Raw genomic sequence first — 12,160 nt, forward strand, 5'->3', positions numbered from 1 at the left:
GGACGGTGGCGAAGAGCACTTCAGGACACAGTTCGGCCCCGGCGCGCCTTCGCCGGGACGGGTCAGTTGCGGATGATCGCGAGCACTTCGTCCACCAGACCCTGCACGGCCTCGGCGTTCGCCGCCTCGACGTTCAGCCGGAGCAGCGGTTCGGTGTTCGACGGGCGCAGGTTGAACCAGGCGCCGCCCGGCAGCTGCACGGTCAGGCCGTCCAGCTCGTCGAGCTCGACGCCGGAGCGGGTGCCGAAGGCGTCCTTGACGGCCATCATCTTCGCGACCTGGTCGTCGACCGTGGAGTTGATCTCCCCCGAGGCCGCGTAGCGCGAGTACGCGCTGGTCAGCTCGGACAGCGGGCCGTTCTGCTCGCCGAGGGCGGCGAGGACGTGCAACGCCGCCAGCATGCCGGTGTCGGCGCGCCAGAAGTCGCGGAAGTAGTAGTGCGCGGAGTGCTCGCCGCCGAAGATGGCGCCGGTCTTGGCCATCTCGGCCTTGATGAACGAGTGCCCGACGCGGGTGCGGACCGGCTTGCCGCCGTGCTCGGCGACGATCTCCGGGACACCCTTGGACGTGATCAGGTTGTGGATGATCGTGCCGCCGGGGTCCTTCGCCAGCTCGCGGACGGCGACCAGCGCCGTGATCGCGCTCGGCGAAACCGGCTCGCCGCGCTCGTCGACGATGAAGCAGCGGTCGGCGTCGCCGTCGAAGGCCACGCCGGCGTCCGCGCCGACCTCGCGCACCTTCGCCTGCAGGTCGACGATGTTCGCCGGGTCCAGCGGGTTGGCCTCGTGGTTCGGGAAGTTGCCGTCGAGCTCGAAGTACATCGGCACGATGTCGATCGGGAGCCCGTCGAAGACGGTGGGGACGGTGTGGCCGCCCATGCCGTTGCCGGCGTCGACGACGATCTTCAGCGGGCGGTTGCCGGACAGGTCGACGAGGTTGCGCAGGTAGGCGGCGTAGCCGGCGAGGACGTCCCGCTCGCTCGTGCTGCCCCGCTGGCCCTCGAAGGCGGGCACGCCCTGCTCGACGGTGTCGCGGATCTCGGCGAGCCCGGTGTCCTGGCCGACCGGGGAAGCGCCGGCGCGGCACAGCTTGATGCCGTTGTACTTCGCCGGGTTGTGGCTGGCGGTGAACATCGCGCCCGGCAGGTTCAGCGAACCCGACGCGAAGTACAGCTGGTCCGTGCTGGCGAGACCGATGCTCACGACGTCGAGACCCTGCGAGGTGACGCCCTCGGCGAACGCGGCCGCCAGTGCCGGCGAGGAGTCGCGCATGTCGTGGCCGATCACCACCGACGGCGCCTCGGGCTTGATGAGCAGGGCGAACGCGGCGCCGAAGTCGCGGACGAGGTCCGCGTCGAGCTGCTCGCCGACCACGCCGCGAATGTCGTAGGCCTTCACGATGCCCGAAAGGTCTGGCACGCCGTCTCCCCGCGAATAGTCGTCCCGGCGCCCGCTGCGCCGCGCGGAAAGCCTACCGGCGGGGTGAGTGGGTTACGCGTTCAGGCGCGACCGGGCAGGACACGCAGGTGGCCGCGACGCCCGGACGGGCCCTCCGGCTCGGGCGCGGGAGCCGGTTTGCCGGGACGGCCGGCCTCGCGCACGGCCTCGGCCAGCGCGGTCAGTTCGTCGGCCGACGGGTCCGGCGCGGCGAAGGCCCCTTCGTGCCGGACGACTTCCCAGCCCTTGGGGACGGTCAGCCGCAGCGCGTGGACTTCGCAGAGGTCGTACGAGTGGGGTTCGGAGGCGGTGGCCAGCGGGCCGACGACGGCCGTGGAGTCGCTGTACGCATACGTCAGCGTGGCCACAGCTGGCTCGAGACAGCCAGTACGCGAACACTTCCGTACGCTCCGCACAAAACGAAACGATAGCGCGTCGCCGCAAGGTCTCCAGCGCGACACGCGCTGAACCGCGGTCGCATAGACTTCCGGACGTGGCGACGGCTCGTGATTACCGACAGCGGCGGCGCTCGCGACGGGACCGGCACGGCCGGGGTCTGCGCGGGACGCTGTATCCGGCGACCCTGCCCGCCGCCGCGAGCCGTGCGGAACGCTTCGACGCGCTGGTGCTCGACGCACTGGAGCCGATCGAAGCCCGCTGGCGGCACGAGCTGACGAAGCTCGACGTGGCGGTCGACGACGTGCCGGAGATCCGGGAGAACGGCCACTCGCCGGCGGACGGCGTCCTGCACGACGGCGCGGTGCCGCTGTCGAGGCTGGTCCCGGCGGGGGTGGACCGGGCGGGGCTGCCGACGCGAGCCCGGATCGTGCTCTACCGGCGGCCGCTGGAGGCGCGGGCGAAAGACCCGTCGGAACTGGCCGAGCTGGTCCACGACGTGCTGGTGGAGCAGGTGGCCGGCTACCTCGGCGTGGAACCGGACGTCATCGAAGGCGAGTGAGGGGCACTTTCACGTGAAAGTGCCACTTTGTCCCGCAAAGCGGCACTTTCACGTGAAAGTGCCGCTTTGGGGGCGCCGGGCCGGGACCGCCGTCAGGAGCGTGAACAGCACCGCCGCCAGCTGGGCCAGCAGCAGCAGGTTCCGTTCCGTGCCCGGGTACTCCACCGTCACCTCGGACGACGTCGGCGGCACCGACACCGCCACCTGGTGGCCCCAAGCCGGCACGATCGGGACCGGCTTGCCGCCCACCGCCGCCTTCCAGCCCGCCTCCTGCTCCGCCGCGAGCACCAGCAGGCGCCCGGTCGGGCCGTCGGACACGCGGACGCGCACGTCCGGCAGGTCCGCCCGGACCGGCGCCACGCCCGGCGAATTCCCCGGCGCGCCGCCGCCCGTGACCGCCGCCTTCGCCAGTTCCGGCGAGATCAAGATCACCTGGCCCGCCGGCGGCACGAGGCGCAGCACCCCGCGGCCGTCGGACGTCGGGGCGGCCACCGAGAGCAGGTCCTTCGCCGTCGGCAGGTACGCCTGGGGGGCCACGCCCGGCGGAAGCACCACGAACTGGACGCCCGCGGCCGCAGCCGCCGCGAGTGCGCCCTGGACCGCCGCCGCGTCGCCCTGGCCGAGGGCGACGCGCCACGACGTCAGGCGGGCCGGGGTGCCCGGCGTCGGGGCGAGCTCGTCGTCTCCATGGTGCGGGAGGCGGCCGCCGATCTGGCGGGTCGCGTCCGGGGCCAGGTCGAGCACCGACCGGCCGGACGCCGCCAGCTCGGCCGCGACCTCCGGCGCGAGCGACGGCCGCTCGCCCGCCCGCAGCGGGCCCTGCGAACCGACCACCACCGCGCCCGCCGCCAGCGCCAGGAACACCCCGACCCCGGCCACCGCCAGCACCTTCGGCAGCCATGTCGCCGGAACCCCGGCTGTGCCGCCGCCCTGCCACGACCCGAGCACGACCCACAGCAGCCCGGCGCCGACGATCAGCAGCGGCACGCCCGCGTAGCCGTACGACGGCGCGCCGCCCTGCAGCGGGGGCGCCGTCACCAGCCGCACCAGCACCAGCCCGCCCGCGCCCAGTGCCGCGAGCGCGAGCCCGCCGGCCGCGAGTTTCGTCGGCCGGACGACCACCGCCACCAGCGCGGCGGCGATCACCGCGACGCCGATCGGCCAGGCGCCCGGGCCGCCCGGGTCGAGCCCGGCGAGGTCCGTGCCGGAAACCGGCGAAGCCGCCCCGCCGAGGCCCTGCACGAGCAGCTCCGGGTGCTTCAGCAGCACCGTCGGCCACGGCAGCAGCAACGCCAGCGGCAGCAGCACCACGATCCCGACCGACGCGATCCGGCGCGCCAGCCCGGTCGGCGCGGGCAGCACGACGAACCCGATCAGCAGCCCGGCGAGCGCGAGCCCGTGCGCCAGCGGCGAAAACGCGCCGAGCAGCGCCACCCCGAACGCCGACAGCGCGGACACGTGCAGCCAGCGCGTGTCCGCGTGCACGAGCAGCCCCGCGATGCCCGCGGCCACCAGCGGCAGCACCAGGTGCACCACGACGACGTCGAGCCGGCCCTGTGCCACGCCGGCGGTCGCGGCCGGCAGCAGCGCGTACGTCGCGGCGACGACCGCGCGGACCCAGCGGCGCACGCGCAGCCGTCGCGTCGCCGCGTACGCGCTCAGTGCGGACAGGGGGATGTCACCGATGAGGAGAATCGCCACCAGCGCGGCCGGGCCGCCGATCGGCGCGAACACCGCGCCGAGCGTGCCGAGCACCGGCAGGGTGGCCGACGCGGGCGCGCCGGTGCCGCCCGCGATCGCGTGCCACGGCGTGAGGTACGACGTCCAGAGCTCCCCCAGGCCGCCGACCGGGAGCAGCTTGCCGCCGAAGAGGTCGAGGCCGAGCCGGGCGCGGTTGACGACCAGGCCGAGCGCGGTCAGCACGACGACCAGGACGACGGGCGGCGCGAAGATCGTGGCCGCCAGCACGCGGCGGCGGTTCACCTCCACGAAGACGAGTTCGGGTTCCGGCTCTTCGACTTCGGGGGCGTCGGTGGATGCGGCGGTGGATGCGGCGGTGGATGCGGCGGTGGCCGCCGGCGCCGGGGTTTCCGGCAGCGCGACGGCGACGAGCGTGCCCGGCCGGCGCAGCCCGGACCCGCGCGAGCCGACCCCGCGCAGCGCGCCCGCGGGCAGCGCCTCCGGGCCGACCGGACGGTTCTCGCGGGCGTCGAGCGCTTCCGGCGTCACCCACGCCGACTCGGTTTCGACGGTCTCGGGGATCCGGCCGAGCGCGACGTCGTTCTCGACGCCGCGGCGCACCAGGCCGACGACGCCGGCGCGGACGGCGTTGCGCAATCGGGTCCCACGTCCGGTGAAGAGCCCGCGAACCGTGCCCGGCCGCGGATTCCGCCGCCGGTGGGCGCGTGCGGCGCGCAATCCGCCGCGTCCACTGAGGAGGTACGCGACGGCGGCGAACTCGGCCCGCGCTGCCCCGGTGCGGCGCAACAGGACGAAGGCCGGTGCGCGCAGCACCGCCAGCAGCGGGAGCCGGATCATGCCGAGCCAGAAGGAAAACGGCGAGCAGTTCACCAGGAAGACGCGCAGCCCGTGGGCGCGGTGCGCGGCGGGCAGGGCGCCGGGGAGCGCGTCCGCCGCCCGCCGCCCGGTGGTGACGGCGCGGGCGTGCCGCACCCGCGCGAGCGGCACCGACAGGACGACGCCGCCGGCGGCGTTCGCGCGCCAGCCGAAGTCGAGATCCTCGCGCAGCAACGGGAAATCGGGGTCGAAGCCGCCGAGGGAGTCCCAGGCGTCGCGACGGACGAGCGAGCCCGCGCTGGGCACGGCGAGCACCTCGACCGGGTCCTCGCCGGTCGTGGCGATCTGCCGGCGGTGCCCGGAGGCGTCGGTGGACAGGCCGGCTTCGACGATCAGCCGCGGATCGGTCCAGTCGAGACCGAGCGAACCGAGCACGGTGGCCGACGGTTCCTTCGTCGCCACCTGCAGGAGCTGCTCGAGGCAGTCGGCTTCGGGCGCGCAGTCGTCGTGCAGCAGCCACAGCCAGGAACCGGGGTCGCCCCACCGCTCGGTGGCGTGCGCGACGGCTTCGGCGACCGCGGCCGCGAAGCCGGTTTCACTCGACAGTGTGATGACCCCGGACAGCACGGGAGAAGAATCGGACCCGGGATCCGCCACGGCTTCGGCGAGCAGCCGTGGGGTCGCGTCGGTGGAGCCGGTGTCGACGGCGAGCACGTGGCGGGGCCGGACGGCGCTGCGGCGCAACGCGGAAAGCGCCAGCGGCAGCCAGTTTTCGCCGTCGTGACAGACCACAATGGCCAGAACGGGCGCGGTGCGCGGAACGGGCGGCGCGGCGGTGCGGGGCAACGAAAGCTCCAGATCAGGCGGCAGTCGGTGCGGCCACCCTACGGCCCCGACCCGTCACCCGATGGTGAACCCGCCGAGACGCCACCGAAGGGAAATCGCCGGTGACGCAAGCATCACCGGCGATTTTCGCAGTTCCACTGTGCGGACGCGACGTAGACGCGAGTTCAACGCGGACCCGACCACGCGCGGGGGTCCGGGGGCGTGCCCCCGGGCGGGGTCTGGGGGTTGCACCCCCAGAAGACGCTGAAACGAGCGAGCATGGTTCGCGCGTTCCGCGAACGCACCTCTCCCTAAATCGCTCGTTTCTTCAGCTTCCGGCGCTCCCGCTCGGACAGACCACCCCAGATGCCGAAGCGCTCATCCTTGGCCAGTGCGTACTCAAGGCACTCGTCCTTGACCTCGCAGCCCAGGCAGATCCGCTTGGCTTCGCGGGTGGAGCCGCCCTTCTCGGGGAAGAACGCCTCCGGGTCCGTCTGCGCGCACAGGGCGCGTTCCTGCCAATCCTGCTCTTCTTCGGTGGCATCGATGAGCTCGGTGAGATCTCCCAGAGCCTGCTCCGGGATCTCGCCCCAACTCATGACGTGCCCCCATTCCTTCCCATCGGCTTCCAACCGCACGTCCGCCTCCTCGCTCCCTAGCACTCCCCAGGCTGGCGGTGGTGAAACGACACTCGCCGTCCCCTCTCGGCGGCGAATGACATCACTGTGATTACACCCGTGTAGTGCGGTCAGGTCAAGCGGAGTAGCGAGTTCGGGGGACGTTCCGGCCCGATCGCGCAAGGGGACACGCCGGTAACTTCACACCGGGCATACGGAAGACTGGAGTACGTGCAGAAGTCAGCAGTGCGCCCCAGCCCGGTCTTCCTCGGCCTCCTCGCGCTCACCGCCGCCGGTGGCGCCATGGCCGCGTTCGGTGACATCAACACCGTTTTCGTCCGCGATCGCGACCCGCTGCTCATCGCGGGCGTGGTGATCTTCGTCGCCGCCGGCTGGGTGGCGTCGCTGTCGCTGCACGAGTTCGGGCACGCGATGGTCGCCTACCGCGGCGGGGACTACAGCGTCGCCCACAAGGGTTACCTGACGCTGGACGTGCGGAAGTACACCGATCCCGTCCTGTCGATCGTCCTGCCGTTGATCTTCCTGTTCATCGGCGGCATCCCGCTCCCGGGCGGTGCGGTCTGGATCAACCGCGGCGCGCTGCGTTCGCGGGGAACGTCGTCGTGGGTGTCGCTGGCCGGTCCGTTGAGCAACCTCGCGGTGGGCGCGGCGCTGGCGCTGGTGGTCGCGCTGGTCCCGATGGCGGGCGGCCTGGTGATCGCGATGTCCTTCCTCGCCCTGATGCAGGTCGTGACGTTCGTCTTGAACATCCTGCCGATCCCGGGCCTCGACGGCTGGGGCGCGATCGAGCCGTACCTGCCCCCGCGGGCGCGCGAGCTCGGCGCCCAGGTCCGGCCGTGGGCGCCGATCATGCTGTTCGCTCTCCTCTTCCTCTTCCGCCCGGCGAACACCGCGCTGTGGGAGGGCTCCTACGCCATCTTCAACGCGTTCGGCGGCTACGTCGACGGCGCGAAGATCGGCTTCAGCGTGTTCCAGTTCTGGAACTGAGGTTTGCCGCGGCCGGGGCGCGGGAATGATCACCCCGCGTGCCCGGTCAGCCAGCCGTGCGCGCGCTGCCACACCTCCCGCAGCCCCGACCGCTCACTCAGGTAGTTCCCCGCCACGCCCACGACCGGCACCTTGCCGACCGCGCGCTGCAGCAACCGGCCACGCGGCCGTTTCTCGAGCTCTTCGGTGAGCTCGCGCAGGCTTCTGCCGAGCCGCCAGACCGTGCCCGCGGCGGCGTTGACCGTTGCCTTGCCGTTCTTCCGCGCCGACGCGGTGAGGTCCTCGGTGAGCCGGGCGGTGGCCGCCGCCTCGCCTTCGGCTTGGCCGGCGGCGAGCGCCGGCGGGATCTCCCGGCCGAACAGCACCGAGGCGATCAGCCGGACCCGGGTGCCGACGTCGGTGACGCCGTACTCGCCGGCGATCGCGCACAGCAGCAAGCCTTGCGAAGCCGCGCCGACGGTGTCCTGCACCGGCACCCGGCCGGCGAGCGCGCCGCCGAGGCCGGGGAGCGCGGTCAGCAGCGCCGTGAACCGGCCGACGCGGTTCATCCACCAGCTCGACCGGTCGTAGCCCGTCATCCGCGTCCACGCGTCCGTGCCGGGCACCTTCACCGACGTCACGCCGTTGACGAGTTTCGCCTTCAGCCCCGAGTCGGCGCCGGCCAAGTCCGGCAGCCCGAACGGGTCGGCGTCCCGCAGGGAGTCGAGCACCGGCCCGCACGCCAGCACGAACGGCCGGAGCACGGCCATGAGTTGCCCGTCGGAGATGGTCACGGTGTTCCTCCCGGCCGCCGAGCCCGGCGCCGGTGCGCCGGGCGTGCCAGAGTCGGCACCGAACCCGGCGGTGTTACGGGGTCAGCCGCGGTGCTCGGTCAGCCAGACGTGCGCGCGCTTCCAGACCACCCGCAGGCCCGACCGCTCCCCGAGGTAGTCCCCCGCCGCGCCGACGACCGGCAGCAGGCCGAGTGCCCGGTGGAACAGGTTGCCGCGCGGCCGCTTCTCCAGCTCCCCGGTGATCCCCAGCAGCCCGCGGCCCAGCCGCCACAGCGTGCGGCCCGCCGCCTTCACCGTCGCCTTGCCGTGCTTCTTCTCCGACGCCCTCAGTTCCTCGGTCAGCTTCGCCGCTTCGTCCGCCTCCGCGGCTTCGTCGTGCTCCGCGTGCTTGCCCGCCGCCAGCTCCGGGTCGATGTCGCGCTCGAAGAGGACCGACGCGATGAGCCGGACCCGCGTGCCGACATCGGTCACCCCGTACTCGCCCGCGATCGCGCACAGCAGCAGGCCCTGGGACGCCGCGCCGAGGGTGTCCTGCACCGGCAAGCGGTCGGCCAGCGCGCCACCCAGCCCGGGGATCGACGTCAGCAGCGCCGTGAAGCGGCCCACCCGGTTCATCCACCAGCTCGACCGGTCATAGCCCGTCATCCGGGTCCACGCCGCCGTGCCCGGCACCTTCACCGACGTGACCCCGTGGATCAGCTTCGCCTTCAGCCCGGACTCGACCTCGGCCAGGTCTTCCGAAGCCCGCGCCTGCAGGCCGAACGGGTCGGACTCGCGCAACGCATCCAGCATCGGCCCGCACGCACGCACGAACGGCCGCAGCACCGCCACGACCTGCCGATCGGAGATCGCCTCACCCACGTCCCGGTCCCCTTCCGACCGCCCGGCGCGGCACGCCGCCGAGCACCATCGCGCCCGGCAGCGCGCTCGCGCCGAGCAACAGCAACGCCCGCCAGTCCTGGATCAGCACCAGGTCACCACCCGGGCCCAGCAGGCCGACCCCGAACACGACGAGCACCCACACCGCCAGGGGTACCCAGGAAAGCCCGGGCCGCACCAGCTTCGCCGTGGTCCACACCAGCCACGGCGTGGTGACGGCGCCCACGAGCACCATCACCGGCAGCGGGACCACCCCGATCCGCAGCGGCAGGAAGAACAGCTCCAGCAGGGCGAGCAGCACCGTGTCGACGGCGAGCAGCGCGAGCAGCAGCCCCTGCTCCAGCGTCAGCCGCTCCGTCACGGTCACAGCCCGCCGAACAGGTCGTCCGCCGCGCCCTCGGCCGGGCCGTGGGCCAGCACGAAACAGTCCTTCGGGGGAATCGGCTGGGCGATCTCGTTGGTCAGCGCGAAGTACGGCACTTCGCCGTCGACCACGGCGAGCTGCGTCGCGTGCGCACGCAGGGCCGCCAGCTTCGCCGGGACGTACGCGGCGACGTCGAGCACCGTGGTGATCTCCTGGTCGGGCGTCACCGGCAGCTCGTCGTCGTCCGGGACGCGGTAGCGGGGCTCGCCCGCACGCAGCGCGGCCAGTCCGGCACGCACCGCGCTCTCCGACGTCACCGTGTGGAACACCCGCTGCACCGAACGCGCGCGGGGCGCCGCCGCCATCGTGATCTCGTGGGCCCGGATGTGGTCGGGGTGGCCGTAGCCGCCGAACGCGTCATAGGTGACGACGACCTGGGGCCGGATCTCGTCGAGGATCTCCGCCAGCTGCGCGGCCTGCTCGTCGACGCCGCCCCCGGTGAAGGCCCGCGGGTGCGACGCCGACGGCGTGCCCGCCATGCCCGAATCGCGCCACCGGCCGAGCCCGCCCAGATAACGGTGCCGCGACACCCCCAGCGCGGCGCACGCGGCCATCAGCTCGGTGACGCGGTAGCCGCCCAGCTGGTCGGCGGCGTGGGCACGCAGGCCGTCCAGCTCCCCGAGGTCGGCCATCACCTCGCCCTCCTCACCCAGCGTGCAGGTCACCACGGTCACCTCGGCGCCTTCGGCGGCGTATCGTGCGATCGAGGCGCCGGTGGTGATGCTTTCGTCGTCGGGATGGGCGTGGACGAACAGCAGCCTTCGCGATACCGGGGAGATCACGGGTTGAGCGTAATTCCCGTGCTCCGACCTTCGTCGGGGACACCCTCGGTTATCCTCGCGCGAGTCGCGACCGCCGCGTCGTGACCGTCTGTACCCCCACGAAGGGCATCTTGGTGAGCACTGAAGCAACTTCGGCGAACGTCGCCGGCGTGTCCGGATCCGTCCTGTCCATCTCCGACCTCAGCGTGTCGTTCCAGACCGAGGACGGCGTCGTGGACGCCGTCAAGGGCATCGGGTTCGACGTGCAGCCGGGCGAGATCGTCGCCGTGGTCGGGGAGTCCGGGTCCGGCAAGTCCGTCACGTCGATGTCGGTGCTGGGCCTGCTGCCCAAGACCAGCCGCATCGCCGGTGAGCTGCGCCTCGGCGAGCGCAACCTGGCGGATCTCAAAGAGAAGGACATGCAGAAGATCCGCGGCAACCAGGTCGCGATGATCTTCCAGGAGCCGATGACGGCGCTGAACCCGGTCTACACGGTCGGCTGGCAGCTGCGCGAGGCCCTGCGTTCGCACCTCGACATCGCCAAGGACGCCGCCGACCGGCGTGCGGTCGAGCTGCTCGACATGGTCGGCATCCCGAACCCCGAGCAGCGGTTCAAGCAGTACCCGCACCAGCTCTCGGGCGGCCTGCGCCAGCGCGTCGTCATCGCCATGGCGATCGCCTGCGACCCGAAGGTCATCATCGCCGACGAGCCGACCACGGCGCTCGACGTCACGGTGCAGGCGGAGATCCTGGGCCTGCTGCGCAAGCTGCGGGACACCCTCGACACGGCGATCGTGCTGATCACCCACGACATGGGCGTCGTCGCCGACATGGCCGACCGCGTCATCGTGATGTACCAGGGCGAGATCGTCGAAGAGGCGCCGGTGCGCGAGCTGTTCGCGTCGCCGAAGGAGGACTACACCCGGCGGCTGCTCGCCGCGGTGCCGGTGCTCGGCCAGCGCCCCGAGGGCCGCCGCCTGCTCGACGACGCGGGCATCGACGCCGACAGCACCGAGGCGGCCAAGATCGCCGAGGAGATCCGGCTGGCCGACGCCGAGCTGGAGGCCGTGATCGAGGAAGCCGCCCCGGCCCTCGAGATCAAGAACCTGGTGCTCGAGTACCCGGGCCGCCGCGGCCAGGCCAAGAACCGCGCGGTCGACGACGTCTCGCTGACCATCGCCAAGGGCGAGATCGTCGGCCTGGTGGGCGAGTCCGGTTCGGGCAAGTCGACCGTCGGCCGCTGCGCCGTCGGCCTGCTGAGCGCGACCCAGGGCACGATCGCGATCGCGGGCAAGGACATCACGAAGATGTCGGCGAAGGAGATCCGCCCGCTTCGCCGGTTCTTCTCGATCGTGTTCCAGGACCCGGCGTCCACCCTGGACCCGAAGATGACGATCGGCGAGTCGATCGCCGAGCCGATGGTGCTGCACAAGGTGCTGTCCGGCAAGGCGCTGTCGGCGCGGGTGCGCTCGCTGCTCGACAAGGTCGAGCTGGGCGGGCACTACATGAACCGCTACCCGCACGAGCTGTCCGGCGGCCAGCGCCAGCGCGTGGCGATCGCCCGCGCGCTCTCGCTCGACCCGGCGCTGCTCATCGCGGACGAGCCGACGTCGGCGCTGGACGTGTCGGTGCAGGCCCGCGTGCTGGACCTGTTCCTGGACCTGCAGCAGTCGCTGCAGTTCGCGTGCCTGTTCATCAGCCACGACCTCGCGGTGGTCGACCTGCTCGCCGACCGCGTCGCGGTGATGCAGCACGGCAAGCTGGTCGAGGTCGGCACCCGCGACCAGGTGCTGCACTCGCCGCAGCAGGACTACACGCGCCGCCTGCTCTCGGCGGCGCCGGTCGCGGACCCGATCCTGCAGGCCGAGCGCCGCGCGGCCTGGGAGGCCGGCAAGCTGGCCCCGGTGGCCGACTGACGCTCAGAGACGGCGGCCGGGCAGTCTGCCGCAGCTCCTCGTGAGT

At 72.6% G+C, this 12,160-nt stretch carries 11 protein-coding genes; 3 read left to right on the forward strand and 8 right to left on the reverse strand.

Features of this window, described 5'->3' with window-relative positions:
• Positions 1 to 62 precede the first annotated feature (62 nt).
• Together ACLJQF_RS07565 and ACLJQF_RS07570 are read right to left on the reverse strand one after the other, a co-directional pair.
• Positions 63 to 1,418 (reverse strand): phosphomannomutase/phosphoglucomutase, encoded by a 1,356-nt coding sequence (locus ACLJQF_RS07565; RefSeq protein WP_410607499.1) that lies wholly within the window; start codon positions 1,416 to 1,418, stop codon positions 63 to 65.
• Between the two features lie 80 nt (positions 1,419 to 1,498).
• The gene (locus ACLJQF_RS07570; RefSeq protein WP_410607500.1) at positions 1,499 to 1,852 is read right to left on the reverse strand and encodes a DUF3499 domain-containing protein; all 354 of its coding nucleotides are present in this window, start codon (positions 1,850 to 1,852) and stop codon (positions 1,499 to 1,501) included.
• Between the two features lie 77 nt (positions 1,853 to 1,929).
• Here ACLJQF_RS07570 and ACLJQF_RS07575 point away from each other — a divergent pair, with 77 nt between their 5' ends.
• The gene (locus ACLJQF_RS07575; RefSeq protein ID WP_410607501.1) at positions 1,930 to 2,394 is read left to right on the forward strand and encodes a metallopeptidase family protein; all 465 of its coding nucleotides are present in this window, start codon (positions 1,930 to 1,932) and stop codon (positions 2,392 to 2,394) included.
• Positions 2,395 to 2,442: 48 nt separating this feature from the next.
• On the opposite strand, the gene ACLJQF_RS07580 is transcribed toward ACLJQF_RS07575, so the two are convergent.
• Both ACLJQF_RS07580 and ACLJQF_RS07585 read right to left on the reverse strand, forming a co-directional pair.
• Positions 2,443 to 5,757: a glycosyltransferase gene (locus ACLJQF_RS07580; RefSeq protein ID WP_410607502.1), complete on the reverse strand. Its 3,315-nt coding sequence runs from the start codon at positions 5,755 to 5,757 to the stop codon at positions 2,443 to 2,445.
• 290 nt (positions 5,758 to 6,047) lie between these two features.
• Entirely contained in the window at positions 6,048 to 6,335 is a 288-nt protein-coding gene (locus ACLJQF_RS07585) for a WhiB family transcriptional regulator (RefSeq protein WP_364524949.1), read from the reverse strand.
• Between the two features lie 264 nt (positions 6,336 to 6,599).
• Between ACLJQF_RS07585 and ACLJQF_RS07590 the strand changes: the two genes are divergently transcribed.
• Complete coding sequence (locus ACLJQF_RS07590; protein WP_410607918.1) at positions 6,600 to 7,361, forward strand: site-2 protease family protein; 762 nt, start codon at positions 6,600 to 6,602, stop codon at positions 7,359 to 7,361.
• Positions 7,362 to 7,390: 29 nt separating this feature from the next.
• Here the strand turns inward: ACLJQF_RS07590 and ACLJQF_RS07595 are convergent, their stop codons facing one another.
• The 4 genes from ACLJQF_RS07595 to mshB form a co-directional block, all read right to left on the reverse strand.
• Positions 7,391 to 8,110, reverse strand: a complete 720-nt coding sequence (locus ACLJQF_RS07595) for a hypothetical protein (protein ID WP_410607919.1) — start codon at positions 8,108 to 8,110, stop codon at positions 7,391 to 7,393.
• Between the two features lie 105 nt (positions 8,111 to 8,215).
• Complete coding sequence (locus ACLJQF_RS07600) at positions 8,216 to 8,995, reverse strand: hypothetical protein (protein ID WP_410607503.1); 780 nt, start codon at positions 8,993 to 8,995, stop codon at positions 8,216 to 8,218.
• Positions 8,988 to 9,380, reverse strand: a complete 393-nt coding sequence (locus tag ACLJQF_RS07605; RefSeq protein ID WP_410607504.1) for a hypothetical protein — start codon at positions 9,378 to 9,380, stop codon at positions 8,988 to 8,990. The genes ACLJQF_RS07600 and ACLJQF_RS07605 overlap by 8 nt, the downstream gene beginning before the upstream one ends.
• Complete coding sequence (mshB, locus tag ACLJQF_RS07610) at positions 9,377 to 10,219, reverse strand: N-acetyl-1-D-myo-inositol-2-amino-2-deoxy-alpha-D-glucopyranoside deacetylase (protein WP_410607505.1); 843 nt, start codon at positions 10,217 to 10,219, stop codon at positions 9,377 to 9,379. The genes ACLJQF_RS07605 and mshB overlap by 4 nt, the downstream gene beginning before the upstream one ends.
• A 113-nt stretch (positions 10,220 to 10,332) precedes the next feature.
• Between mshB and ACLJQF_RS07615 the strand changes: the two genes are divergently transcribed.
• On the forward strand, positions 10,333 to 12,114 hold the full coding sequence (locus tag ACLJQF_RS07615) for an ABC transporter ATP-binding protein (protein WP_410607506.1): 1,782 nt from the start codon (positions 10,333 to 10,335) through the stop codon (positions 12,112 to 12,114).
• Positions 12,115 to 12,160 lie beyond the last annotated feature (46 nt).

The organism is Amycolatopsis sp. lyj-109 (genome assembly GCF_046548995.1).
GTDB lineage: Bacteria > Actinomycetota > Actinomycetes > Mycobacteriales > Pseudonocardiaceae > Amycolatopsis.

Coding starts and splice junctions, on each gene's coding strand:
- ACLJQF_RS07585 (WP_364524949.1), bottom strand. CDS start 6,335: ATGAGTTGGGGCGAGATCCCGGAGCAGGCTCTGGGAGATCTCACCGAG.
- ACLJQF_RS07595 (WP_410607919.1), bottom strand. CDS start 8,110: ATGGCCGTGCTCCGGCCGTTCGTGCTGGCGTGCGGGCCGGTGCTCGAC.